Here is a 25,507-nt window from a genome sequence, read left to right as displayed (position 1 = left end):
CATTTGGAGGTAGCATCGATTTCGAAGTGACAATGTCACAACAGCAATTCACAAAAAGCAGTGTTTGCACTGGAGGTTAATTGGAAAATGAAAAACTGAGAGGAAAGATACATAGAGCATGCACCCTATGTATCGAATTCAAATGGCGATTCGTAATGGCTCGCCAAAGATAAGAGCGGCTTACTTGTAGAAAGCTTCTACTTCACCTTTTAGAGTGATTAGCATTGGGTTACCCCAACGGTCTTTTGCTTTTGGTGAAGGAATTTTTACCCAACCTTCACTGATGCAGTACTCTTCAACATCAGTACGCTCTTTACCGTTAAGACGAATACCAATATGGTGTTCAAAACACTCAGCAACGAAATGTGGGCTGCGTGGATTGCCTGATAGATGATCTGGTAAAGCTGGTTTAGAGTTGTTTTCGCTCATTTTTATGACCTGATATAAAAAAAGTAGGCCATTTTAAACAATGAGAGCCACAGGCTCAACAAATAACACCCAGCATAACGCTGTGGTCAATAACAACCGAGGGTATCTTCAGCTATTCGGTTGTCGAGCTAGCTATTGAGTTCTAACTGCCAATAACCAACCGAGATCGGCTGTTCAAACTTAAATCCAATATTGTTGAACTCGCCTACTTTCTTAAACCCCATGCGCTCATGCAAAGCCACACTTGATTGGTTAGGCAAAGCAATCGTACCGACCGCATTCTTGTAACCTGCGCCCTTTAACATTTCCAATAACTCACCATAAAGTGCACGACCAACGCCTTTACCTGTCATTTCATGAGCAACGTAGATTGAGGGTTCAACGGTATAACGATATGCACTGCGGGCTTTCCACTGGTTAGCGTAAGCATAACCTCTTACTTCACCGTCTTGTTCTAAGACAATCCAAGGCAGCCCCAGACTCATCACGCTTTCTACGCGGTTGGTCATCTCTTCGGTACTTACGGGTTGTTCTTCGAAAGATATGGTAGTGGTAGCAATGTAGTGATTATAGATCCGTACAATTGGATCAATATCTGAATTCGATACTTTGCGAATGAGCATACGTCCTCCGTGACGTCGTTTGATTGTTAATCTGCACTTCAACTGATAAACAAATTTTGCTCAATTTAAAACAAATCTTACTTATTTGACATAGTATTTTCGGCTGTTGGTTCAACAAAGACCTTAACAGAAGGTTCGAATATAAAGGGCTTCTACCTTGTCTCTCGCCCACTGAGTGCGACGTAAAAATTTCAGAGATGATTTGATGGAAGGATCGTTGTAAAAACAGTTCAAATGAATCTCAGCATCTAAACCTTCCCAGCCATAGTGTTCGACCAACTGAGTGAGAATTTTCTCTAGGGTTAGACCGTGTAATGGATTGTTAGCTTGCGGTTGGCTCATTTGGTGTATCTCAATAACAGAAAAATGGGAGGGGCAGTTTAACAGAAAGGTCAAACAAGACCTTATCTATCTCAGAGTTCCCCGAAAAATTATTCAACAATCTCATAGTAACGCTCGACATTTCGCGTCACTTCGCCCCAATAAGACGCTTTAACACGCTGCTGATGTTGTTCAAATGAAGCTTTGTCTAAAAACTCTTCATAAACATCAAACCTTAACGGGTTATCGGTATTTTCAACCACATCAAAGACTAAACACCCTTGTTCTTGCAACGTTAGCCTTTTGTGATTGATCAGTTCTTGTTTAACGGCATCCAAATCCGCTTCAGGAACAAGGATGAAACCTTTTAAAACGACTTTAGACATAACATCCTACTGTGTCTTTCTGTGTGATTAAGCGTTAGGGAGTGTTTCAAACGATGGAATGTCTGAAAGGTCTTTAGACCAAGTTGCACAACTGCCAACAAAGATTTTTGCTGTCGGCAATATGGACGGTGCCTCATCTAAACTCCCAGCGGGAACGACGACACTCTTGATGCTGTGCGCTACCATAGGTAATGCTGAACCGCAGTGTTGGCAGAAACTTTTGGCGTGTCTGGTGTTGGGATGAAGATACGTTTTCACATCGTTTTCTCCCTGCGTCCAAACCAACTTAGCTGAAGGCGCGAACAAGTTTGCAGCATGCGCGGATCCTGTATCTTTTTGGCAGCGTGAACAATGACAGAGGAAAAATGACTGAAATTCCCCGATGAGTTCAAATTTCACCGCCGAACATAAGCATGAACCTTGGTACATTTTTGTCTTTGCTTCAGTCATATAACCTCCTGATAATTCTCAATACCCAGTTACACTAAACACTTAGCGTAGCTGCCTCTGTCTATATCAACGATCTCTACCGTCAAAGAGGCCTCAGAAAGCGATAAAGACTTTAACTGCTCTAACACAGAATGCGACAGCTTCATCTTACTCTCTTCATTTCTCCCAGAGAGTATACGTATTGTCACGTGAATGAAGTCTTCACGCTTTGAACCCGTTTGATAGTGCTCATAGGCAATACTGCGAACTTTAATATCACTACCATCAGGCGCAAAAAGATTCGACGCCATCGCACCAGCAAATACTTTCTGATTCAGTTCGCCATTTGGAATAGTTGCAGAGTGTTCAATAATACAATGAGGCAATTTATGTTCCTTTTCTCAATAATGCTGGTAGTAGCTAAACGTCAATGGTGGTTAATTCATTTCCGCTCGATCTTTCACAAAGTTTAGGATGTTTTCAAAAGCGAGACGGAAATAGAGCTCATAGCTGTTTTTCTCGACATAGCCCAAATGCGGAGTGGCGGTGACGTTAGGCAGAGTCAACAGAGGCTCATTATCAGGAAGTGCAGGTTCGAGATTAAACACATCGACCGCAGCTCGCTTGGTCGGAACTGATAGTAATTCGTTATACAAGGCTGAATCTGCTACGAGTTCGGCTCGGCTGATGTTCACAAATAACGAATCAGGCTTCATCCGTTTAAGATCGTCCGCGGTAACACAGAATCGGGTGGCATCATTGAGTCGTAAGTGAAGAGAAACGATATCCGATTCAGCGAAGAATGCTTGTTTCGTTTCTGCTGCTTCGAAGCCATGTTCGATGGCGAGTTGACGCGACTTCTCACTTCCCCATACCTGTACAGACATTTCAAACGCCTTGGCATACTGAGCGATGCGCTGCCCAATATTGCCATACCCCCAGATACCCAGTTTCAAACCTTTTAAGGTTCTACCTAAACCCAAACTGTCTGAACTTTGCCACACGTTATTGTGCAAGTTGCGTGTATAAGTCGGTATGTGCCTTGATGCGGCCATTATGAGCGCCCAGCAAAGCTCAGAAGGTGCGATAGGAGAACCTCTCCCTTCTAACACTTCAACACCAAACTTGGCGCACAAATTCGGGTCAATATGATTGCTGACTTTTCCGGTCTGGCTAATCAACTTCAAATTGGGTAGCTGCCTGAGCAGAGACTCTGTGATCACAGTGCGTTCACGAATAAGAACAATCGCCTCGACATCGGTCAACTTTGCGACAAGCTCCGATTCAGAGTACGTCTGTGTAAAAACGGTTACTTCATGATTAGCGAGTAAGTTAAAGCAATCCAACGCTTTAACCACATTCTGATAATCATCAAGTATGGCTATTTTCACTACTCGCTCCTTATTTTACTCAAGGCCATTACCACCCTGTGGCCCGAACGGGTTATCGACTGACGCTTAGGGTTGTTAAGAATAAACAACCTTAAAACGCTCCAAGACCAGCAGCATGTCTTCAGTTGGTTCAATGCCTAATTCTTCACATTCCAAAGAGAAGAATCGCCAGTGAGCTTGACGCCACCAAGTCAGTGTTTTATCTCCTTCTCCTTCCGCAGCAGCCAACTCTTGCGTGACATCTTTATATCGGCATTTCTCAACTGATGTTATTTCAACGATGCATTTAGGCTCGCCTTGCCAGTCTGTTACCACCAGAAGATGCCCTGTTTCAGGCATAGTTTCACCTTTGTGGCTATACCAGTAATCCATGCTGCAAGATGCCGTCTTTTCTCCCTTGAGAATCAAATCCGCACAGACATTCGCGTTGTATTCATCGGCGCAAAAATAATCAGAACTAAAAGAGGTGTATTGCTGCGCTATCTCGACAGGCAAAGAGTTTAGGTACTGTTCTAGAAACAACTGGCTTCTGCTATCCATAATTCACTGTACTCAACTAAAAAGAGGTGAAAGAAGTAAGAGTAATTTTTAATCGACGTTTTTAATCATTAGGAAGTTCTTGAGTCTTTGGCCGCGCACTTCCATCAGTTGCTCTTTCGCAACGGAAAATCCCATGTGTTCGTAAAATGGGCGAGCAGTAATACTAACGTGAGAATAGAAGTGTTTGATATCTTTCTGTTTTCCCACACTAAAGACATGATTCATCAGAGCCTTACCAATCCCTCTGCCCTGATACTCATGATGGCAGAAAAAATGGTCGATTAATCCATCCAGTTGCAAGTCGGTGTAACCCACGATGACACCATCTATCGTCGCAACAAACGGGTTCAAAGCATCCACTCGCTTCTGCCACACATTGAGGTCGAAATTATCTGGAGCCCACGCTTCGATTTGTGCCTGAGAATAGTCACGCACATTGATGTTACGGATCGTGTAGTGATGGATAGCCCAAAGCGTCAGAGCATCTTGTTCTCGGTAGTCTCGAATGGTAATCACACATTTCTCCATAGTGTCAGTTTGTGTGAGACAAATGCGTCACAGGGTCAATATGAGTCATTCTTTACGCTGTTTTTGCAGGGGTATATTGCATCAAGTACTCGAAATCGGTTTCCCCTACTCGCTCAAATCCAAGTCTCGAATAGAGTCGTTGCGCCGGATTCGTTTTGACAACACTTAAACCCACCGTTGAACCTGATGCATCAGCTTTACTAATCAAATTTGAAATAAGACGATTCGCGATGCCTTTGCTTTGATAATCAGGGTGAAGTTGGATCTGAACCAGATACCACTCGTTAATATCTGGGTTGAATTGAGCTTTAAACAAACCAGCAGGAGCGTCATTGATAACGATGATTTGAGCTTGGTCAAAGGCGTAATGAACTCTTTCAAGATAAGCTTCTCTGCCCGTGGGCATTCCCACTTCTCTTAAGTATTGACCCATGGTGGTTTCACGTAGCTCGAGCAGGAAATCAACATCCGTTTCAACTGCTTTTCTCAATGAATATTCCATTATTCTTCCTCATCAACGTTTGCAAAAAGGCACTAGCTACCCATCGGTAGTATTTAACATACTAATAACACGACAAAAATTTTATACAAGTACAAATTTCAGACATAAAAAAAGGAGAGCTAATGCTCTCCTTTTTCAAAACTTGACTGCTAATTAAAGAGCAGCTTTCGCTTTTTCAACTAAAACAGTAAATGCTGCTTTGTCGAATACTGCGATGTCCGCAAGGATCTTACGGTCGATCTCGATAGATGCTTTCTTAAGACCGTTGATGAAACGGCTGTAAGATAGACCATTTTGACGAGATGCCGCATTGATACGTGCAATCCATAGTTGACGGAATTGACGTTTCTTAGCGCGACGGTCACGGTATGCGTATTGACCAGCTTTTGTAACAGCTTGGAAAGCTACGCGGTAAACACGTGAACGTGCTCCGTAGTAACCTTTAGCTTGTTTTAGAACTTTCTTATGACGTGCACGAGCTTGTACACCACGTTTTACGCGAGGCATTATGCTTCTCCTAAACTAAACGATAAATAAACTAAAAAGAATTAAGCGTATGGCAACATACGTAGTACTGCAGCCACTTCACATTTAGGAAGGATTGCATTTGGACGTAGTTGACGCTTGTTCTTAGTAGTACGCTTAGTCAGGATGTGACGTTTAGTCGCGTGCTTGTATTTAATACCACCAGCAGTTTTCTTGAAACGCTTAGCAGCACCTTTGTTGTTTTTCATCTTAGGCATGATGAATAACTCCGCATTGTAGTAGTTTAATAAACAACGTAATTAGGGCGAATAAAACCCAGCCTTGTGCCTTTACTTGAAAGGGACGCGGCTAGGTTCATTACTTGTAAGCCGTTAATTACTTCTTCTTAGGGGCAAGCACCATGATCATTTGGCGACCTTCAATTCTCGTTGGGAAAGATTCAACAACAGCAAATTCTGCAGTGTCCTCTTTCAAACGATTTAGAACGTCAACACCGATCTCTTGGTGAGCCATTTCTCGGCCACGGAAGCGAATTGTTACCTTCACTTTGTTGCCTTCTTCAAGGAAACCGGTCAGGTTGCGTAGTTTTACCTGATAGTCTCCGATATCAGTCCCAGGACGGAATTTTACTTCCTTAATCTGGATCTGCTTTTGCTTCTTCTTCTGCTCTTTCGCAGCTTTACTCTTCTCGAAGAGGAACTTGCCATAGTCCATCACACGACAAACTGGTGGCTCGGCGTTAGGGCTGATCTCTACGAGATCCATACCAGCTTCTTCGGCAGCAGCTAGTGCTTCTTGGATTGACACAACGCCAACTGATTCACCATCAGCGCCTGTTAAACGAACTTCACGAACGCCACGAATTTCACCGTTTAAACGGTGCTGGTTTTGCTTGGCCGGAACTTGGCCACGTCTTCCGCCTTTAATAGTTTATTCCTCCAGATTAAGCTTACGGCTTTCAACTTCGGCGTGGATGTATGAAATAAAGTCATCCAACTTAAATTTGCCTAGGTCTTTGCCCTTACGAGTACGTACTGCAATTTCGCCAGCTTCCATTTCTTGGTCGCCACAAACAAGCATATACGGTACACGCTTCAAAGTGTGTTCGCGGATTTTAAAGCCTATCTTCTCATTTCTCAAGTCCGCTTTTGCTCTAATGCCACTTTTTTGTAGCTTTTGTGCTACTTCTTGAGCGTAATCAGCTTGTTTGTCAGTAATATTCATGACAACAGCCTGTTCTGGCGCCAACCAAGTTGGGAAGAAACCAGCGTACTCTTCAATAAGAATACCGATGAAGCGCTCAAGAGAGCCTAAAATAGCGCGGTGAATCATTACAGGCACTAAACGCTCATTATTTTCACCTACATATGTCGCACCTAGGCGAGAAGGTAGGTTGAAATCAAGCTGAACAGTACCACACTGCCACGCGCGATCTAGACAGTCGTGTAGCGTGAACTCAATTTTCGGACCGTAGAACGCACCTTCACCTTCTTGAATCTCATAAGCAATGCCCATAGCTTCAAGTGAAAGTTTTAGTGCTTCTTCAGAGCGATCCCAAATTTCATCGCTACCTACACGTTGTTCAGGACGTGTAGAAAGTTTTACTGCAATGTTATCGAAGCCAAAAGTAGTATATGTGTCATATACCATCTTAATGCACGATGTTACTTCTTGCTGAATTTGGTCTTCAGTACAGAAGATGTGAGCATCATCCTGAGTGAAGCCACGAACACGCATGATACCGTGTAGAGAACCTGATGGTTCGTTACGGTGACATGAACCGAACTCAGCCATACGTAATGGCAGATCACGGTATGATTTCAAACCTTGGTTAAAGATTTGAACGTGACCAGGACAGTTCATTGGTTTAATCGCGTATTCACGGTTCTCAGAAGAGGTTGTGAACATTGCGTCTGCGTATTTGTCCCAGTGACCAGAGCGTTCCCAAAGAACGCGATCCATCATGAGTGGACCTTTCACTTCTTGGTAACCGTATTCAGTCAGTTTTTGACGGATGAATACTTCTAGATCACGGAATACTGACCAACCATTGTGGTGCCAGAACACCATACCCGGAGCTTCTTGCTGCATGTGGAACAAGTCAAGTTGCTTACCCAGTTTACGGTGGTCACGCTTCGCCGCTTCTTCAAGGCGAGTTAGGTGAGCCTTAAGTGCTTTCTTATCGTGGAAAGCTGTACCGTAGATACGTTGTAGCATCTTGTTGTCGCTGTTACCGCGCCAGTATGCGCCTGCAACGTTCAACAGTTTGAAGTGTTGACAGAAGCCCATGTGCGGTACGTGTGGACCACGACACATGTCGATGTATTCTTCATGGTGATAAAGACCTGGACGATCATCGCGAGATACGTTCTCATCCAAGATTTCCATCTTGTATGGTTCTTGACGAGATTCAAATGTATCGCGAGCTTCCTGCCAGCTAACGTTCTTTTTCACAACTTGATATTTGGTTTTCGCCAAATCTTGCATGCGAGCTTCGATCTTCTCTAAATCTTCTTGAGATAGAGGTTGTTCTACATCGATATCGTAGTAGAAACCGTTATCGATCGTAGGACCAATCGCCATTTTTGCTTCTGGGTATAGCTGCTTAAGAGCATGACCAAGCAAGTGAGCACAAGAGTGACGAACAATTTCTAGGCCATCAACTTCGTCTTTAACCGTGATGATTTCAAGGCTTGCATCGTTTTCGATCAAATCGCAAGCATCAACACGAACGCCATCAACGCGACCTGCAATCGTTGCTTTAGCAAGACCAGGGCCGATAGATAGAGCGACATCCATTGTAGAAATTGGGTTATCAAATTGACGTTGGCTACCGTCAGGAAGAGTAATAATAGGCATGAATTGTCCTTACAGTGGTGTTGCACACCAAGCAACACTTGTTTAAATATTGTGCTTAAAAATCAGAATGATAAAAAACAAGCACTCGATAAATCATTTCTTAACGCATTAACTCAAAGCGCAAATACGGATGCACTATCGTTAACACGAGCTGAGCATTCTAACGGATATGGGTGAAATCTCAAGCAATCATTACGTTCAAGCCTGATTAGACTGAGTTTATTAACCCAATCAAAAAAAGAAACCCATGGTTTTCACCATGGGTTTACTCAATCAAGCTTTAGCAGCAGTCAATTAAGCTTCTTGGCTACGACGGCTGTGACCACGTTCACCACGGTAGTTACCACGGTTGTCGCCACCACGGTTACGGTCGAAACGACGCTCACCACCTTCACGGCTGCCACCTTCGCGGTTACCACGGAAACCACCTTCACGACGAGGTGCGCCATCACGGTTACCACGGAAGCCACCGTCACGGTTACCACCTTCACGACGTCCGCCTTCACGACGACCACGAGATTCGCGGAAATCATCAAAATCACACACTACCGCACCCACTTCTTTTTGACGGATACGCAGTTTACGTAGTTTGCCAGTTACTTCAGAAGACATAGTCTTAGGAAGCTGAACAAATGTATGACCTTGAGCCAGTTTAATCGCACCGATAGAACCTTTGGTTAGACCTAGTTCGTTTGCAAGAGCACCAACGATGTCTTTAACTTGTACGCCTTGGTCACGACCAACCTGAAGTTGGTAAGTTTCCCAATCAGCGTTGTCACGGCTACCGAATTCACGACGACCACCTTCGCTACGCTCACCGCGATCATCACGACGGTCACGACGACGTTGCTTATCACGCTCTACTGCTGCGATCATTGGATCTTCACCAGTGTAGAACAGTGGACGCTTACCTTGTTGACGTTTCAACAAGATTGCACATAGTGTTGCAGCATCCATTTCTAGAGACGCTTGTAGCTTCTCTACTAGTTCTGCAAACTTATCAAGAACTGTGTTGTTTTCTTTCTCAGCCGCTAGCTCAGCAGCAAGTAGAGAAAGACGAGCTTCTGCTACTTGATCACGGTGTGGAAGTTGAATTTCTTCCATTGATGAACGAGTAACGCGCTCAATAGTGCGAAGCATGCGAAGTTGGTTAGTACGAACTAACAGGATCGCTTTACCTTTACGGCCAGCGCGACCTGTACGACCGATACGGTGTATGTACGACTCAACATCGAATGGAATATCGTAGTTAAATACGTGAGTGATTCGTGGCACATCAAGACCACGCGCAACAACGTCAGTTGCAACAAGAATATCAATAACACCTTGTTTGATGTGGTCAACAGTACGCTCACGTAGAGACTGAGGAATATCACCGTGCAGTGCAGCAGCTTTGAAGCCACGAGAGCTTAACCAGTCTGCAAGACGCTCAGTATCTTGACGAGTACGAACGAATACGATTGACGCATCAGTTTCTTCAGTTTCAAGCAGACGGCTCATCGCTTCGTCTTTCTCTACGCCTTTTACAACCCAGAATTGCTGTTCTACTTTCGCAACAGTTTGGTTTGAACCAGCAACGTCTACACGAGCAGGATCACGTAAGAAGCGGTCAACAATGGTTTTAACCATTGGAGGCATAGTTGCAGAGAACAGTACGCGTTGCGCAGATTCAGGAGCTTGCTCCATGATCCAAGTAACGTCGTCAACAAAGCCCATCTTCAACATTTCGTCTGCTTCATCAAGAACGAAAGTATGACATTCGTCTAGGTGTAGGCGCTCACGAGTGATCAAGTCTTTCACACGACCAGGAGTACCAACAACAATGTGAGCACCTGAACGTAGAGAACGCATTTGATCAACGATAGATGCACCACCGTAGATTTCTAGAACTTTAAGGCCAGTGATATTTTGACCTAAGTTTTTAATTTCAGCAGCAACCTGAATCGCTAGCTCACGAGTTGGAGCCATGATGATTGCTTGAGGTTTATGCTGAGATAAATCAATTTTGTTTAGTAGCGGTAACGAGAATGCAGCAGTTTTACCTGTACCCGTTTGCGCTTTACCTAGTGCGTCACGACCTTCCAAAAGGAAAGGAATAGCAGCAGCTTGGATTGGAGTTGGAGAAACGAAGCCCATTGAGTTAAGGGCAGAAAGAACAGCACTGTTAAGTGCTAAGTCACTGAATTGAATCACAGTATCAGACATGGGGATCCCACTAAAATAATAAATAACCAAGGTCCCATGTGCTCCACCATTTCCAACCAATCCTGCGATTGTCTGATTCCGTTCAGATACGGATAAGTTTTGTAACGCATCAAGCCACTAGGGACATATAAGGGAGGCGGATTATTCCTTAAAAGCATAAAAAAAGCTAGAAAAAATTGAAATTCATCACAATTTATTCTCTTAAAGGATAAAAAATCATCAAAGCCCCGTTCCAACCCTTTTATTAGTAAGCAATTTGCACCAACAAACGTACAAATAGCATTGGTCAAATTGCCTGAGAAAGGTCTTCGCTGGGTAGTAATCATTGCCTGTAATGATTATAGTGTGCGCAATTCACTAAGCTAGAAATAGAAGACATGTTCCAAGACAACCCGTTACTTGCTCAACTAAAGCAACAAATTCAAGAAAACCTGCCAAAGAAAGAAGGTGTGATTAAAGCCACCGATAAAGGTTTTGGATTCTTAGAAGTCGATAGTAAAAACAGTTTCTTTATTCCACCTCCGTACATGAAGAAATGTATGCACGGAGACAAAGTGATTGCCATTATCCGCACCGAAAAAGAGCGGGAAGTTGCAGAACCACAAGAACTTGTCGAACAATCTCTGACTCGCTTTATTGGCCGAGTAAAGTTATTCAAGGGCAAACTCAACGTTGCACCTGATCATCCTCAACTGAAAAAACTGCCACTAAAAGCAAAAGTTAAAAAAGGGTTGAATCCGGAACACTTCCAAGAAGGTGACTGGGTTGTTGCCCATCTCGTTCGTCACCCTCTAAAAGGCGAAGACAACTTTCTCGCAGAAATCTCAGAAAAAATTACGGATTCTGACGATAAAATCGCACCTTGGTGGGTAACGTTGGCCGAAAATGATCTGCCTAACAGTGAACCTGCAGGTATCGAGAACTGGCAGCTTAAAGATGATGCCGACCTTGAGCGTTGTGACTTAACCCATATCCCGTTTGTGACCATTGATGGCGCATCAACCAAAGACATGGACGATGCGCTATACGCAAAAAAACTGGATAACGGTAACTTTGAGCTAACCATTGCGATTGCAGACCCTACCGCCTACATCACCCCTGATGATGAGATGGATAAAGTGGCACGTGAGCGTGGTTTCACTATCTATTTACCGGGTCGCAATATCCCGATGTTGCCGCGAGATTTAGCTGATGACTTATGTTCTCTGATTGAAAATCAAGTGCGCCCTGCCCTTTGCTGTACTGTCACAGTAAGCGCAGACGGTGTTATTGCGGACGACATTCGCTTCTTTGCTGCGAACATTCAGTCACATGCTCGTCTCGTTTACGACCACGTATCTGACTGGTTGGAAAACAGTTCTTCACAAGATTGGCAACCGACAGATGTTATCGCCGATGTTGTGCGCACCTTGTATGAATTCTCTCAAGCTCGTGCAAACTGGCGTGAGAAAAATGCGGTAGTGTTCCCAGACCGCCCTGATTACCGTTTCGAACTGAGCGAAGATAACGACGTTATCGCCATTCATGCTGATATGCGCCGCACAGCAAACCGCCTTGTTGAAGAGGCGATGATCACGGCAAATATTTGTGCAGGTAAAGTCCTTCAATCAACCTTTAATGCAGGCGTCTTTAACACTCATGCAGGCTTTAAAGCTGACAAGATGGCCGATGTAGTTGAGCTGATGACCGCGAACGGTGCTCAGTGCGATGCAGAAAGCCTAGCAACACTTGAAGGTTTTGCTGCGCTTCGTCGTTGGTTGTGCGATCAGGAAACTTCTTACTTGGATAACCGCATCCGTAAATGTCAAAGCTACAGTGAAATTGGTAACCAGCCACTTCCTCATTACGCTATGGGCTTAGAGGTTTATGCGACTTGGACTTCTCCAATTCGTAAGTACGGTGACATGATTAACCACCGCATGCTTAAAGCACACATCTTGAATAAAGAGCCTGTGCAGCAGCCAGATGAAACCGTAGGCGAAGAGCTTGCGCTGCATCGCAAACATCACAAGATTGCAGAGCGTAACGTTGCTGATTGGTTGTACGCAAGAACTCTTGCAGAAGAGCCAAGCAAGCAAACCCTGTTTAACGCAGAGATCTTTGATATTAATCGTGCTGGTGCTCGTGTGCGTTTACTCGAAAATGGCGCAGCGGCGTTCATCCCTGCTTCATTAATCCTTGCAAACAAAGAACGTTTAGATTGCAACGGTGACCAAGGCATTATCACCATCGATAAAGAAGTGGTATACCGTTTAGGTGATACGCTTGAAGTGGTACTGACAGATGTCAGTCAAGAAAACCGCAGCATTGTCGCCAAGCCAACACAGGTATTTGCCGATGAGCCACAACCAGAAGTTGAAGCGCAAACTGAGAACACTCAGCAGACGGAAATAAGCCAAGAAGAGAGTGCGGAACAATAAGTTTCGCAACTTCATTTGCTTCAAACAGAAAAGGCATTCCATTGGAATGCCTTTTTTATTCAACACACTGACTCAATTTACGACCAGAAGTAGGATTTCGGATCTTTTTCAATTTCACGCATCACTGCCGTTAAATCAGAGCTTTTGGAGAGAAACGGGTAAGGAACCCACATTTCACTATTATCCTCTCGGGTCGGGATATAAAGCTCCCAATGGCGTTTATCTGCATCCCAAACGATACGAGCAACCGGACTTGAGTACTCACTATGCACAGAGTCCAGCTTGTAGTGCTGTTGTATAAACTGAACACCATTATCTATCGGTTCAAAACTCGATTTTCCTAAATCCACAGGAAGACTGCGATTGCGGCTATGGCACACAAGTTCTGCCCTGCGTTCAATTTGACGCTGTAACAAGTTTACGACCGTCATGACCTTGGATACCCCATTATCTTGTGACCGAATACAGCATTAAGAGCCAGTCAATCCAAGTCTCTTAAAGTTAACTCAGTATAACTCAATAGGCTCTGTTTATCCTTTTACGGCTTTTTGCTGTGAAAAGAATATTTATAATGCGAACAAAACTAAACTTCAAAGATAAACAGACTCAACGTCACACTAGAGATATTCCGCCTATATTTCTATGCGTACTATCAAACACTTTCATAAAACTGTCATTTATTCGCAATATGATGTGCCGCTGAATCTGTACTTATTTTTGCTTGGAGTTCCATTATGTTTCGAGTTGCGCTAGCCACTCTTTGCTCGCTTTTTCTAGTTACCTCTTTCGCACATGCTAGCGAAATCAACGTTTCTGGATCGACCTCTGTTGCACGCATCATGGATGTGATTGCAGAAGAATATAACGCTAGCCACAAAGATACCTATATTGCGGTTCAAGGTGTGGGTTCTACCGCTGGTATTACATTGCTAAAGAAAGGCGTTGCAGACGTAGCGATGAGTTCTCGTTACCTGACGGACGATGAAGTAGAAGAGTCATTACAGACATTCGTCATTGCATTTGATGGTCTGGCCGTTGTCGTTAACCAATCCAACCCAATCGCGAACTTAACCCGTGAGCAGCTATACGACATCTACAAAGGCAAAATTACCAACTGGAAACAAGTGGGTGGCAACGATCAAAAAATTGCGGTGGTAACACGCGAAGCGTCTTCTGGTTCACGCTTTAGTTTTGAAAGCCTGCTTGGACTCACCAAGGTAATTAAAGACAGATTGGTTTCAGACATCAGCCCAAACAATCTGGTCGTCAATAGCAACAGCATGGTGAAAACGCTGGTAAACCATAACTCACAAGCGATTGGTTTTATTTCTACTGGCTCAGTTGACCGTTCAATCAAAGCAATTAAGTTTGAAGGCGTCGAAGCAACTCCAGAAACTATTGCTAACCACGAATATCAACTTTCTCGTCCATTCTTGCTACTCCACTACCCAGAGAAAGATAAGCAAGAAACTAAAGAGCTGTTCAGATTTATTCAGTCAGACAGAGTGAAAAAATTGATTGAAGAGTATGGATATATTCCAACAACGAAATACAAGTAAGTACGACAAAAAAAGGAGAGCTGATGCTCTCCTTTTTTAAAAAAATCAATGTGTTAAAAATGCAATTGAATAACAGATGTTACGACACAACCTGGGCGGCGAACACCTTCAATTTCAACTTTGATTTCACGCTCAATCTCTAAACCTTTCTTGATTGGCGTTACTTTTGACAATGTGCTTACCGCTCTTACACGGCTATCTACTTTTATTGGATAAGGGAAACGCACTGAGTTTAAGCCAATGTTCACCATCATTTTCGCGGTCGGAAATAGCAATTTGTCTTCATCAACGCTGTCCGTCAATTTAGGCAATAGTGCTAATGTAAGAAAACCGTGTGCGATAGTGGTTTTAAATGGTGACTCTGCTTGAGCTCTTTCAGGATCCGTATGAATCCACTGCATATCTTCCGTAATTGCGCCAAACTGATTGATTCTGTTCTGATCAACCAATAACCAATCCCCTGTATGGATAACTTCACCTAACTTCGACTCAAGTTGGTTATATACCGCCCGAGCTTCTGGTTTTAATACGATAGGTTCAACAACAGGAACATCTTCATTTGCTGGCTGGTGAAAATCCTTCACCCATGAAAAAAGCTGGCGGCTATTGGTTTTATCCAATAACTCTCCCCAGTACTCACGCACTGTTGGAGGCATCAATTGTTTAAACTCATTATGCTTAACTAAGTTCTCAGCATGATGTTTAAAAATATCCGCAACTTTCATCAAAACCTCATTCTTAACTAAGAAGAAATACTAATTCGTTAATTTTGAAGCACTTCACAATAATCCGCAATAACTTTCGAGCGTACATGCGTATTCCGAACGAATCATATTGCTTAAAATACAATCACTTACCCAATAAAACATTATTTTATTAGGATTTATGTCATTAGAACAATTGCTCCAGTTAATAAAATTGTCAGAATTCCAAATTCTTTATTTTTCAATCAGTAATATTACTTTAGATAACCGCTTACATATTGACCAAGTGTGATTGGAATTTTGTATAGCGGCTCACACATTACGTGCCACTTTTATAAAGTCCGACGATCAATCCTGTAAAGCCCTCCTAAAACCATAAACTCTTGCTCCCCTTGCAGACTGCAAGGCAACAGAGAATCGAAGTAAACGATTTTGTAGAGAGGAACAGACACCGCAAACACTTTTGACCCGAAACGTAGGGCACTTTCCGGGTCCGCAGTGAACGAACTCAAGTTATTAAACAGTTTCACATTTTCGCCATTAATTATGTACTCCGGCTGTTCACAACATCCTCGGTACAAAGTTAAGCACTCTGCCCCCTGATAGCGTAAACCAAGTTCTTGTTGGCAAAAGAAATACAACAGATCGAGCTGGGCATAGAGCTCATTGGTGTTATAAGTGGCGCGAGAACACACCTTCCTGAAATCTAAATACTCAGGAGTGTCGGGGCCATGCAGTGACACTTTATGAAAGCTGGTAAGCAGACCAAATCTGGACTCTACCCAACTTCGCCAAGCGGCTCCCTGTTCATTGTCAGAATCAAACAACCAGCCTAATACTAGCCGGCGATAGTTAAGCTTTTGCCTTGGTGGAGGGTCTATATACTCATTCGCACTCTCATCCATACAAGAGAGATGAAAGTGTTGAGACATGAAGTTTATGAAGTTCTTGGCTCTTTGTTCGTAATTGCCAGCCTGTTGCAACAACTCATGTAGTGTGGGGTACCAGAGATGTAAACCATCAATTTGCAACAAAATGGGGGTTTGTTGATAACTCAAACTCGCCAAAAGTTTAGACGGTACATTGCAGCGGTTCAGAGGCAATGATATCTGTTCAAGGATCTCTTCCTCTTCTGCGCTATAGCCATATTGATTCGATTTGAGCAGATGCAGTTCAGTCATAAACCAGCGCCACCAATAAGTTAGACTCAAGTTAAAGGCACAACGGCTCAGGTTGCAGAAGTATGCTTATGAGTATTGAGCTTACATTCAACAAGCAACTAAGAGGCGCATTCCGTTCTTACTTGGAAAGCGGACATCAGCGTTCGCAACGCATTTGCCTGTACAGCTAATCCTTCACTAGCCATCGCTGTTTCTTCCGTACTTTGTAACACCCGATCTCCGGAATCTTTAATTCCTATTAAGTTCTGGCTTATTTGGTCCGCAGTAACCGCTTGTTCTTCGCTAGCGGCTGCAACCTGAGTGTTGGATTCCGATAGTTCAGCCAATGCGGTAGCAATGTGGTTCAACTGATTCCTTGCTTGTTGAATACATTCGGAAGTTTGATGCACTTTTTCGTTGCTCTGGTTCATCGCGTTATGGGCATGATCTGAACTCTTAACTAGCATTTCAATCAAGTTGCCTATTTCGTTTGTGGCTTGTTGGCTGCGAGATGCAAGAGCCCGAACTTCATCAGCGACAACAGCGAACCCACGACCTTGCTCCCCTGCCCGCGCGGATTCTATTGCAGCATTTAGGGCAAGTAAGTTGGTCTGCTCTGAGATTCCATCCACGACTTTGACGAAATCTTGTATTTTTTGCGTGCTGTTCTTTAAATCAAGAATCATGTTCTGCGATTGACTTGCTTGCTCCACCAGCATAGCGGATAGCTCTTGTGTCATATCAATCGTTGAACAGCCTTCTTTGACATTGGTTTCAGCGCGAGACGTAGCAAATGCTGCGCTATCCGCATTACTCGCCACCTCAGTGATGGTTGCGGCCATTTCAGTCATGGCTGACGCGACTTGTTCGGTGTTTTCTTGCTGAACTTGCATTGCCTGCCGATTACTCTCTGCCACAGCCGACAACTGCGTCACTGTTGCTGCAATTGCATCGGTTCGGCTCATAACCTCTCCGATCATCTTACTTAATGAACTAGCCATCACATTCATACTCGACATCAGTTGACCAATTTCATCATTCGACTTCACTTCAATCATCTGATCAAAGTTACCTTGCGCCATACTCGCGGCAACATTTCGCGCCCGGCTCATGGAACTGACAATTCTGCGACTAAACAGTATGCCGACAGTTAAACCAAAAATAATCGATGCGATAGAGAGCGTCGCCATACCAATCAAGGCTTCGTGCTCTTCCTCTTCCGTCACCAATACAGCATTCTCTGTAGCATTTTCTAAACCGACTAAAAAATTGGCCAGCTCTTTGTTGAGTAGCTGTTGACTCTGTTCAAATTGATGAACGACTGAGGCCATTGCCTCACTGTTTTGTTTCTCTTCCAATGCATCCAAAATAGAAAACAAGGTTTTCTCATAGCCTTTGTGATGTTCTTCGAGCTGAGCCAAATTACTCGTTAATTGAGTAAGATGGTTAACTTGCTTGCTTGTAACTGCCTGTTTTTTTGCTTCGATAAGAAGTGACTTAGCATTGACGATTTCCTCGTCAAAATAGGTAGATGATTGCCTGACTTGGGAAACAAACTTAGCCATAGCCTGCTGGTTTTCTCCCGAAGGAATTTCCGCTAATCGAAAAGCCTTCTCTAACAAAACAGCGCCTTCCAACTGTTTTATGGTGATATTACTTGCCAGCTTTACAAGAGGTAAATTTTCATGGGCAATACCTTCAATTTCTTTGGCAACACGTTCCATCTTGATGACCGCATAAGAAGAAACGATTAAGGTCAAAGCCAATAACGTGACAATCAGTCCGATCAGTTTCTTGGTGATTGTTAGGTTTCCCAACCAGTTCATAGACACCTCTGCATTGTTAGCAAACAAATTAAGAATAGCTGATACAAAAATTTAAGATAAAAATTGTACCGATATTAGATCTAGCCCACCTTTGACGTGTGAATGAAGCTTACTGAGGAACTCTTAAGCATTCCTTAAGAATTCTTCTCCAAACTTAGCCTTGATCGTTAACCGAGATTCTCTAGGAGAGAACATGACTACTAACGCAATGCTTCGTTCTGGTTTATTCGTAACGTTAATGGCTGCATCCTCATTAGCAATGGCTGACCCTGTTTGTACCAAAGAACCTGAATCTAAATGGATGTCTTTTGACCAAGCTAAACAGCAAGTTCAGGATATGGGATACAAAATTAAGAAATTTAAAAAGACCAGCACTGGCTGTTATGAGTTGTATGGCTATAACGCCAAAGGGAAGAAGACTGAAATCTATTTCAACCCAGTGGATATGAGCAAAGTTAAAGAGGAAGAAGATGACTAAACCTTACGTTTGGGACATTGTTGTACGTCTTACTCACTGGACAGTAGCCGCGATGTTTGCTGCGAATTACTTTGTCACTGAAGAAGGTAGTGAGACGCACGAATGGGTGGGGTACATCGTTCTGGCAGCGCTAGCCATTCGGCTTGTGTGGGGCTTAATAACTCAGTCTCCTGCACGTTTATCCGCATTCAAACCGTCAGTGTCTCAGGCTGTGGAACACTTACAGCAAGTCTTACAAACTAAGTCAGATGAGCATCAAGGTCACAACCCTGCTGGTGCAGTAATGATATGGGTGATGTGGACATTACTAATCATTACTGGCGTATCAGGCTGGTCGACTCAGTTAGATATGTTCTGGGGTGAAGAGTGGGTAGAACAAGTTCATGAACTGTTTGCGAACCTTACTATGTTCGCAGTAGCGATTCACATCAGTGCCGTCATCTTTATGACCCACTGGACCAAACGTTCTTATGTGAAGAGCATGCTATTCTCTCGTCATACTCGCTAAGCCCATCATTTTCCTAATTATTTTAAACAGCCTGTTAGTTGAACTATCAGGCTGTTTTTCTTTATCTTTCGCACACAACACGCCGCTCAATGTAATTTAATTACACCATCTGATATTAAAATCTTAAATACTGAGAAAATGATTAAAAATAACTACATGTTTTATTGATCTATGTCATTTAACGGAGTAAAGTGTGACCAATATCTCGTTAAACTGTTAATAAAAAAGGTGACATCATGTTTGATAAAAAGAAATCGTTACTAAGCAACGTTCGTGAACTTGGCAGCATTTTAGCGCTATTCTCAGTTTCATCACTGACTGTACTATTACTAAGCCAAACTTGGGTTAACTTCTAATTCTGAGTCAATCACAGAGACACTGAGAAATATCGAGAAAACGAATCGTTGATAAGTACTGCTCTACGATTGCATGCAATGTTTCCCTAAGCTTTCTAACTCGAAGCTGGAAACAAAAAAGCACATCACAGATGCAGTTAAGATTAAGGTTCTATTGGAGAGTTTTGATGGTTTGCTTGAGTTCAGATAACCCAAACAAGGTGTCATTTCACCGCTAGTATTTCACATCGAGTGAAATGACACACTTGCAAAACAGACAATCATCGAATTACTGTCTGTTCCCTTTCTTAAGATTTAGCGTTCTTTTCCACGCTGTCCCAAACACCAAGAATATACATAATGCCTAGTGCACGGTCGTAAAGCCCGTAGCCTGGACGCGCCCACTTTTCTTCACCCCAGATATGACGACCATGGTCAGGACGCACGTAACCGTCGTAGCCGTGTTTATGCAGAGTCTGAACCACTTTTACGGTATCAACCGAACCGTCACAAGCACGATGTGACGCTTCAATGAAATCACCGTTGTCATAACGTTTTACGTTACGGATGTGCATGAAATGAATACGGTCATGGTACGCATCGATAATATCTGGAATATCGTTATTTGCTGAACCTAAAGAACCAGTACACAAGCTCAAGCCGTTGTATGGGCTGTCAACTAGGTTAAGGAAACGGCCAATATTCTCTTTATTGATGATCAAACGTGGTAAACCAAAAATTGGGAATGCAGGATCATCAGGGTGAATACCCATCTTAATGCCCACTTCCTCACACACTGGAATCACTTGTTCAAGGAAGTACTGCAGGTTGCGCCACAAATCTTCAGCAGTAAAGTTCTCGTACAGCTTAAAGGTTTCCTTCAAACGAGCTAAGCGCTCTGGCTCCCAACCCGGCATAGTCACGTCAACGTTGGTCGACAGTTTTTCAATCAACTCGATTGGATCGATATTTTCGATTTTGCTCTTCTCGAAGAAAAGTGCATTCGAACCGTCTTCCATCTCTTTGTAGAGCTCTGTACGAGTCCAGTCAAACACTGGCATAAAGTTGTAACACACCACTTTTACGCCCACTTTCGCTAGACGACGCAGTGTTTCTTTATAGTTCTCGATGTATTTGTCACGAGTTGGCAAACCAAGTTTGATATCTTCGTGAACGTTGACACTCTCAACGACATCAATATGAAAACCCGCAGCTTCGATGATCGCTTTTTCTTTCGCGATACGCTCTTCGCTCCACAGCTCACCCGCAGCCATATCATGCAGTGACCAGACGATACCTTCTACACCAGGGATCTGTTTAATGTTGCCGAGAGTAACTTTGTCGTTACCTTCTCCGTACCAACGGAATGTCATTTTCATCTATTATTTCCTCTGTGCTACGAAGCTGGCTACCGATGCTTTGGCACCGTTTGCAAACAGTGTTTCTAACGCGGCTTGCAGCTCTACTCTAAATGTTTGATTAGTCGCTAGATCTTGTTCAAAGACACTGCGAAGAGATAAGAAGCCATCTAAGGCTTTTTCTAAATCTGAACCAGCTTGCTGCCAAACTTGAGCAAGCTGCTGTTTGAGCGGATCTTGAACATCAATCTCCTGCCCTTGTTCATTAACACCGCTCACATAACGAATCCAGCCCGCCAACGCTAGGCATAAGCCTTTGATTGAAATGCCGTTGTTTAATGAATAGCAAATGGTTTGTAAGAAACGTTGTGGGATCTTCTGCGTTCCGTCCATTGCAATCTGCCATGTTCTGTGTTGCAGACCTTTGTTCTCGTAACGCTCGATCAATTGATCTTTGTACTTATCGAGGTCAATGCCTTCAATGCTTAGCGATGGCGTAATTTCTTCGTCCATCAGATAGCGAACAAAGGTTTTAAAATTCGGGTCTTGGATGGTTTCCGCAATGGTTTCATAACCAGACAAATAACCAAGATAAGCCATCGTTGAATGAGTACCGTTAAGCAGACGCAGTTTCATTTCTTCAAACGGCACAACGTTGTCCGTTACCTCAACATTGGCAATCGACGTCTTTTCCCACGCAGGGCGTTCATTGACAAATTTGTCTTCAATTACCCACTGTAAAAAAGGTTCGGTAATCACGCTGGCTTTGTCTTCTAAGCCTAAAACTTTCTCAACACGAGCAATATCGTTTTCCGTGGTACGAGGAACAATGCGATCGACCATGGTACAAGGGAAAGTAATTTGCTCTTTAATCCATTGGTACAGCTCAGCATCCAGATGCTTAGCAAACTGCAACACCACTTTTTCTAATACATGGCCGTTTTCAGGCAAGTTGTCACAAGTCAACGGTGTAAACGGTTGAATGCCTTTTAGGTAACGACAACGCATAGCTGAGACCAAGAATCCGATCGCAGATTTTGGTGTATCAATATTTTCTAAATCATGCTGAATCAGCGGATGTGAAAGGTCTAAATCACCTGTTGCAGGGTTGTGGCAATAGCCCTTTTCTGTGACGGTCAGCGAGACGATTTTCACCTCTGGGTCACACATATAACTTAATACTTGCTCTGTCTGAGCTGACATCAACACAGTTTCAATAGAGCCAACAATGTTGATATCTAATTGATCGTTGTATCCGACACCGACCGAATAGAGGCTGTCTTGTGCGATCAACTCTTTCTGTAAACCAGCATCGCTCCAAGTCACACCGACAATTTTCCAGTTACCGCCAATTTCTTTTATCACAGTATCTGTAATGAGTGCCTGATGAGCGCGGTGAAAAGCGCCAAAGCCCAAATGTACAATCCCAACTTTTGCATTCTTGTTATTTTCGTTGGGCTGAACTAGGGCATTAGCCGCAGATAAGTGAGCTTGACTTAATCTCATAATTATTAGAACCAAATGATGTTAGTAGACGCAAAACGAACTCGTTGCGTAGGAAATTTTGCGTGAGAAAGTGACTCATAGCGCAGGGAGATTTCCCCGCGCTATAGAGACATCTCTAATTACATAGATTGAATCTTGTCTAGAAGAGGTACTAGGTCTGGGTTTTCCTTACGGAATTTTTCATACACAGGCTTAACCGCTTCTTGGAACTTAGGAATATCACTTTCAACAAACGTTACGTTTTGATTAACCAGTTCCGCTTTCGCTTTTTCTACGTAGTTTGCCCAGTTAGTGTCTTGCTGCTTAACCGTCTCTTTCGCGATTTCACGAATTTTCGCTTGGTCTTCTGCAGATAGGCTATCCCATACGCCTGTTGACACTACTAGTACGTCAGGAACCATAGTGTGCTTGTCGTAAGAGAATGTTTTCTTCACTTCGTAGTGACGAGAAGAGTAGTAAGACGGAATGTTGTTCTCCGCACCATCAACAACACCTTGTTGCAATGCAGAGTAAAGCTCACCGTATGGTAGTGGAACCGGAGTACCGCCTAACGCTTTGATAGTATCAATAGAAAGCGCTGAGTTTTGTACACGGATTTTCAGACCTTTCAAATCTTCTGGAGTACGAATTGGTTTGTCGGTGTAGAAGCTACGTGCACCTGCATCTAGGAATGCAAGACCGATAAAGCCAGAGTCTTTAGAAGACATCAGGATTTGCTCACCAATAGGACCTTGAAGTACAGCATCGTATTGTGCGCGATCACGGTATAGGTAAGGCAGAGAAAGTAGTTTGTAATCTGACGCGAATGCAGTCAGTGGTGCAGCACTCACCTTAGTGAAGCCGATAGTGCCACCTTGTACCATTTGCAGTAGTTCAGTTTCATTACCTAGAGTACCGTTTGGATACACTTTTACGCGCATTTTCGTTTCTTTAGACACTTTGGCAGCAAACCAATCCAAAGATGCGTGAACTGGGTGCTCTGTTGGTAACGCATGAGCTAGCTTAACAGTCGCTGCATAAACGTTGCCGGCCATCAGTGCAGAAAGAGTACAAGCAAGTAAAAGTTTATTTGTTGTTTTCATTTTATAGTCCTATCAATTATTGAGGTTTATAACCAGCTAGTTCCGGTAGCCATAATGAAAGTGAAGGGAACAAGGTCACTATCGTCAACGTGATAACCATGAGGACGAATAGCGGTGCCAACTTAGGAACAACAGCGCCCAACTTGGTGCCTGTAACACTACAACCAACAAACAAGGCAGTGCCCACAGGTGGTGTACAGATACCGATACATAAGTTGAATACTAAGATGATCCCAAAGTGAATCGGGTCGATACCAAGCGTGATAGCAATTGGTAAGAAAATAGGTGTAAAAATCAGTACTGCTGGCGTCATGTCCATGAAGGTACCAACTACCAACAAAATCACGTTCATCAAAAGAATAACCATGATTGGGTTAGTCGAAGTTTCAAGCACAAACTCAGCGATATAAGTTGGAATATCCGCATTCGCCATCGCCCATGACATTGCAGAAGATGTCGCCACCATCAGTAATACGATAGAAGTAGTGATCACACTGTCCACAAGCACTGGGAACATGTCGCTCATTTTCAGTTCGCGATAAGCAAAACCAAGGATAAGAGCGTAGACAACGGCTATAGCAGAGGCTTCAGTTGCGGTGAAGATGCCGCCCAAGATACCACCCATGATGATGATAACCAGGGTCAAACTTGGAATAGCATCCCAGATAACTTTGCGTTTCTTCTCTGTTGAAATAATTTTCTCACGAGGAATGTTGTAACGTTTTCCAAGTAAGAAAATACCAATCATTACGCTCAAGCCCATTAAGATGCCTGGGATATAACCCGCAATGAAAAGGTACTGCACAGAAGTGCTACTCACCAATGCGAACAAAATCAGAATGTTCGATGGCGGAATGAGAAGACCAGATGGACAAGACGCCACGTTAACCGCAGTTGAGAAATCCATTGGGTATTTGTGCTTCTCTTGCAGCGGTTTCATGATACCGCCTACCGCAGCCGCAGAGGCAGCAGCAGAGCCTGACAAAGAACCGAACAACATGTTCGCCATCACGTTTACATGCGACAGTGAACCCGGTAAACGGCCACCAAAGATCATTGCAAAGTTAATCAAACGTGAAGCAAGACCACCACGGTTCATCAAGTTACCGGCCACGATGAAGAATGGCAGAGCGAGCAGACCGAAGTTGTCCAAACCGTTCGCCAATTTCTGAGAAACCAGAATGGTTACTTGTTCCACAGGGAAATCAATAAAAACAGTAAGTAGTGCAGCAATACCGATAGCAAAGGCAATAGGTACACCAATAATCAGCAAAACACCCAATACGCCGAACAACACTACCGCAGGAAAGAAATCGTAAAATGCATCAGGAGCGTTCGCCAAAAAGTCCTGAGAAAACAGTAAATCAATCAGAGTCATTTTGAATATCCTTCTGCTGTCACTCGCTCTTCTTTATTCACAAGCGAAATAACTGAAGCAATAACATCGACAGTACCGAAGTAAGAAATAATGTAGCCAGCAAGTGGTACAACAACATAAACATAACCAATCAATAAGTGGTGACCACCAATCACGATCCCTGGCGAGATCTGACCATGTTTAAGTGTGTTTGTTACCAGAGCAGTACCGCCATAAATAAAGGCGACAGCAGCGAAAGCAATAATGATTAGGTTGATAATGATCCCTAACACCAATTGCCCGTTGTGGCTCAATCTTGGCGCTAAAAGTTCCAACGCTAAATGACGTTTGATTGCGAAGGTGTAAGCTCCACCTAACACACCAATCCAAATTAACAAGTAACGTGAAAGTTCATCTGTAAAGGCAGAAGGATCTTGTAAGACAAAGCGAGTAAATACTTGCCAAACAACCGCAACAATCATTACGGTCATAAACATGCTCAAAACAACACGCAG

The 25,507-nt window shown here is 43.4% G+C and carries 28 protein-coding genes; 4 read left to right on the top strand and 24 right to left on the bottom strand.

All coding sequences use genetic code 11. The features are described 5' to 3' along the window. Positions 1 to 180: 180 nt before the first annotated feature. The 15 genes from HKI82_RS03105 to HKI82_RS03035 form a co-directional block, all read right to left on the bottom strand. A complete protein-coding gene (locus tag HKI82_RS03105) occupies positions 181 to 429 on the bottom strand; it encodes a DUF3297 family protein (protein ID WP_042485816.1) in 249 nt (82 codons plus the stop codon). A 128-nt stretch (positions 430 to 557) separates the two neighbouring features. Next, positions 558 to 1,052, bottom strand: a complete 495-nt coding sequence (locus tag HKI82_RS03100) for an arsinothricin resistance N-acetyltransferase ArsN1 family B (RefSeq protein WP_171137166.1) — start codon at positions 1,050 to 1,052, stop codon at positions 558 to 560. Positions 1,053 to 1,175: 123 nt separating this feature from the next. Then, positions 1,176 to 1,394 (bottom strand): VF530 family protein, encoded by a 219-nt coding sequence (locus HKI82_RS03095; protein WP_102939608.1) that lies wholly within the window; start codon positions 1,392 to 1,394, stop codon positions 1,176 to 1,178. Between the two features lie 89 nt (positions 1,395 to 1,483). Continuing rightward, the gene (locus tag HKI82_RS03090) at positions 1,484 to 1,759 is read right to left on the bottom strand and encodes a putative quinol monooxygenase (protein ID WP_171137165.1); all 276 of its coding nucleotides are present in this window, start codon (positions 1,757 to 1,759) and stop codon (positions 1,484 to 1,486) included. 27 nt (positions 1,760 to 1,786) lie between these two features. Then, on the bottom strand, positions 1,787 to 2,209 hold the full coding sequence (locus HKI82_RS03085) for a GFA family protein (RefSeq protein WP_171137164.1): 423 nt from the start codon (positions 2,207 to 2,209) through the stop codon (positions 1,787 to 1,789). 29 nt (positions 2,210 to 2,238) lie between these two features. Continuing rightward, on the bottom strand, positions 2,239 to 2,574 hold the full coding sequence (locus HKI82_RS03080) for a 5-carboxymethyl-2-hydroxymuconate Delta-isomerase (RefSeq protein ID WP_171137163.1): 336 nt from the start codon (positions 2,572 to 2,574) through the stop codon (positions 2,239 to 2,241). Positions 2,575 to 2,625: 51 nt separating this feature from the next. Further along, positions 2,626 to 3,579 carry a D-2-hydroxyacid dehydrogenase family protein gene (locus HKI82_RS03075; protein ID WP_171137162.1) on the bottom strand — a complete coding sequence of 318 codons (954 nt, stop codon included), beginning with the start codon at positions 3,577 to 3,579 and terminating at the stop codon, positions 2,626 to 2,628. Between the two features lie 75 nt (positions 3,580 to 3,654). Continuing rightward, complete coding sequence (locus HKI82_RS03070) at positions 3,655 to 4,119, bottom strand: ASCH domain-containing protein (RefSeq protein ID WP_171137161.1); 465 nt, start codon at positions 4,117 to 4,119, stop codon at positions 3,655 to 3,657. 48 nt (positions 4,120 to 4,167) lie between these two features. Continuing rightward, positions 4,168 to 4,635 (bottom strand): GNAT family N-acetyltransferase, encoded by a 468-nt coding sequence (locus HKI82_RS03065; RefSeq protein ID WP_171137160.1) that lies wholly within the window; start codon positions 4,633 to 4,635, stop codon positions 4,168 to 4,170. 64 nt (positions 4,636 to 4,699) lie between these two features. After that, positions 4,700 to 5,149 (bottom strand): GNAT family N-acetyltransferase, encoded by a 450-nt coding sequence (locus HKI82_RS03060; protein WP_171137159.1) that lies wholly within the window; start codon positions 5,147 to 5,149, stop codon positions 4,700 to 4,702. A 153-nt stretch (positions 5,150 to 5,302) separates the two neighbouring features. Then, positions 5,303 to 5,656: a 50S ribosomal protein L20 gene (rplT, locus tag HKI82_RS03055; protein WP_102939616.1), complete on the bottom strand. Its 354-nt coding sequence runs from the start codon at positions 5,654 to 5,656 to the stop codon at positions 5,303 to 5,305. 41 nt (positions 5,657 to 5,697) lie between these two features. After that, positions 5,698 to 5,892 carry a 50S ribosomal protein L35 gene (rpmI, locus tag HKI82_RS03050; protein WP_042485685.1) on the bottom strand — a complete coding sequence of 65 codons (195 nt, stop codon included), beginning with the start codon at positions 5,890 to 5,892 and terminating at the stop codon, positions 5,698 to 5,700. A 118-nt stretch (positions 5,893 to 6,010) separates the two neighbouring features. Continuing rightward, positions 6,011 to 6,562 (bottom strand): translation initiation factor IF-3, encoded by a 552-nt coding sequence (gene infC, locus HKI82_RS03045; RefSeq protein WP_102939617.1) that lies wholly within the window; start codon positions 6,560 to 6,562, stop codon positions 6,011 to 6,013. Between the two features lie 3 nt (positions 6,563 to 6,565). After that, positions 6,566 to 8,494, bottom strand: coding sequence for a threonine--tRNA ligase (gene thrS / locus HKI82_RS03040; RefSeq protein ID WP_102939618.1), 1,929 nt, complete (start codon positions 8,492 to 8,494; stop codon positions 6,566 to 6,568). 294 nt (positions 8,495 to 8,788) lie between these two features. Next, positions 8,789 to 10,699 carry a DEAD/DEAH box helicase gene (locus tag HKI82_RS03035; protein WP_171137158.1) on the bottom strand — a complete coding sequence of 637 codons (1,911 nt, stop codon included), beginning with the start codon at positions 10,697 to 10,699 and terminating at the stop codon, positions 8,789 to 8,791. 377 nt (positions 10,700 to 11,076) lie between these two features. Between HKI82_RS03035 and rnb the strand changes: the two genes are divergently transcribed. After that, positions 11,077 to 13,119, top strand: a complete 2,043-nt coding sequence (gene rnb, locus HKI82_RS03030) for an exoribonuclease II (RefSeq protein ID WP_102939620.1) — start codon at positions 11,077 to 11,079, stop codon at positions 13,117 to 13,119. A 77-nt stretch (positions 13,120 to 13,196) separates the two neighbouring features. On the opposite strand, the gene HKI82_RS03025 is transcribed toward rnb, so the two are convergent. Continuing rightward, the gene (locus HKI82_RS03025) at positions 13,197 to 13,550 is read right to left on the bottom strand and encodes a DUF3024 domain-containing protein (RefSeq protein WP_102939621.1); all 354 of its coding nucleotides are present in this window, start codon (positions 13,548 to 13,550) and stop codon (positions 13,197 to 13,199) included. A 303-nt stretch (positions 13,551 to 13,853) separates the two neighbouring features. Here HKI82_RS03025 and HKI82_RS03020 point away from each other — a divergent pair, with 303 nt between their 5' ends. Beyond that, on the top strand, positions 13,854 to 14,678 hold the full coding sequence (locus tag HKI82_RS03020; RefSeq protein WP_171137157.1) for a phosphate ABC transporter substrate-binding protein: 825 nt from the start codon (positions 13,854 to 13,856) through the stop codon (positions 14,676 to 14,678). Positions 14,679 to 14,731: 53 nt separating this feature from the next. On the opposite strand, the gene HKI82_RS03015 is transcribed toward HKI82_RS03020, so the two are convergent. The 3 genes from HKI82_RS03015 to HKI82_RS03005 all read right to left on the bottom strand — a co-directional run bounded on the left by HKI82_RS03015 (position 14,732) and on the right by HKI82_RS03005 (position 18,368). Further along, entirely contained in the window at positions 14,732 to 15,403 is a 672-nt protein-coding gene (locus tag HKI82_RS03015; RefSeq protein WP_171137156.1) for a MaoC family dehydratase, read from the bottom strand. A gap of 311 nt (positions 15,404 to 15,714) precedes the next feature. Beyond that, positions 15,715 to 16,563 (bottom strand): NAD(+)--dinitrogen-reductase ADP-D-ribosyltransferase, encoded by an 849-nt coding sequence (locus tag HKI82_RS03010; RefSeq protein WP_171137155.1) that lies wholly within the window; start codon positions 16,561 to 16,563, stop codon positions 15,715 to 15,717. Between the two features lie 98 nt (positions 16,564 to 16,661). Further along, positions 16,662 to 18,368: a methyl-accepting chemotaxis protein gene (locus tag HKI82_RS03005; protein WP_171137154.1), complete on the bottom strand. Its 1,707-nt coding sequence runs from the start codon at positions 18,366 to 18,368 to the stop codon at positions 16,662 to 16,664. A 193-nt stretch (positions 18,369 to 18,561) separates the two neighbouring features. On the opposite strand from HKI82_RS03005, the gene HKI82_RS03000 reads away from it, so the two are divergent. Both HKI82_RS03000 and HKI82_RS02995 read left to right on the top strand, forming a co-directional pair. Further along, positions 18,562 to 18,846 (top strand): PepSY domain-containing protein, encoded by a 285-nt coding sequence (locus tag HKI82_RS03000; protein ID WP_171137153.1) that lies wholly within the window; start codon positions 18,562 to 18,564, stop codon positions 18,844 to 18,846. Further along, positions 18,839 to 19,354, top strand: a complete 516-nt coding sequence (locus HKI82_RS02995) for a cytochrome b/b6 domain-containing protein (protein ID WP_102939626.1) — start codon at positions 18,839 to 18,841, stop codon at positions 19,352 to 19,354. Before HKI82_RS03000 ends, HKI82_RS02995 begins: the two co-directional genes overlap by 8 nt. A 643-nt stretch (positions 19,355 to 19,997) precedes the next feature. Here HKI82_RS02995 and uxuA read toward each other — a convergent pair. The 5 genes from uxuA to HKI82_RS02970 form a co-directional block, all read right to left on the bottom strand. Then, positions 19,998 to 21,068, bottom strand: a complete 1,071-nt coding sequence (gene uxuA, locus HKI82_RS02990; RefSeq protein WP_102939627.1) for a mannonate dehydratase — start codon at positions 21,066 to 21,068, stop codon at positions 19,998 to 20,000. A gap of 3 nt (positions 21,069 to 21,071) precedes the next feature. Then, positions 21,072 to 22,553 carry a mannitol dehydrogenase family protein gene (locus HKI82_RS02985; RefSeq protein ID WP_171137152.1) on the bottom strand — a complete coding sequence of 494 codons (1,482 nt, stop codon included), beginning with the start codon at positions 22,551 to 22,553 and terminating at the stop codon, positions 21,072 to 21,074. Positions 22,554 to 22,672: 119 nt separating this feature from the next. Beyond that, positions 22,673 to 23,635 (bottom strand): TRAP transporter substrate-binding protein, encoded by a 963-nt coding sequence (locus HKI82_RS02980; RefSeq protein WP_102939629.1) that lies wholly within the window; start codon positions 23,633 to 23,635, stop codon positions 22,673 to 22,675. Positions 23,636 to 23,651: 16 nt separating this feature from the next. Then, on the bottom strand, positions 23,652 to 25,013 hold the full coding sequence (locus HKI82_RS02975; protein ID WP_102939630.1) for a TRAP transporter large permease: 1,362 nt from the start codon (positions 25,011 to 25,013) through the stop codon (positions 23,652 to 23,654). Beyond that, the gene (locus HKI82_RS02970) at positions 25,010 to 25,483 is read right to left on the bottom strand and encodes a TRAP transporter small permease (RefSeq protein WP_240956633.1); all 474 of its coding nucleotides are present in this window, start codon (positions 25,481 to 25,483) and stop codon (positions 25,010 to 25,012) included. Before HKI82_RS02970 ends, HKI82_RS02975 begins: the two co-directional genes overlap by 4 nt. Positions 25,484 to 25,507 lie beyond the last annotated feature (24 nt).

This window comes from Vibrio plantisponsor (assembly GCF_013041605.1).
Lineage (GTDB): Bacteria > Pseudomonadota > Gammaproteobacteria > Enterobacterales > Vibrionaceae > Vibrio > Vibrio plantisponsor.
This window is presented reverse-complemented; position numbering and strand designations above follow the sequence as displayed.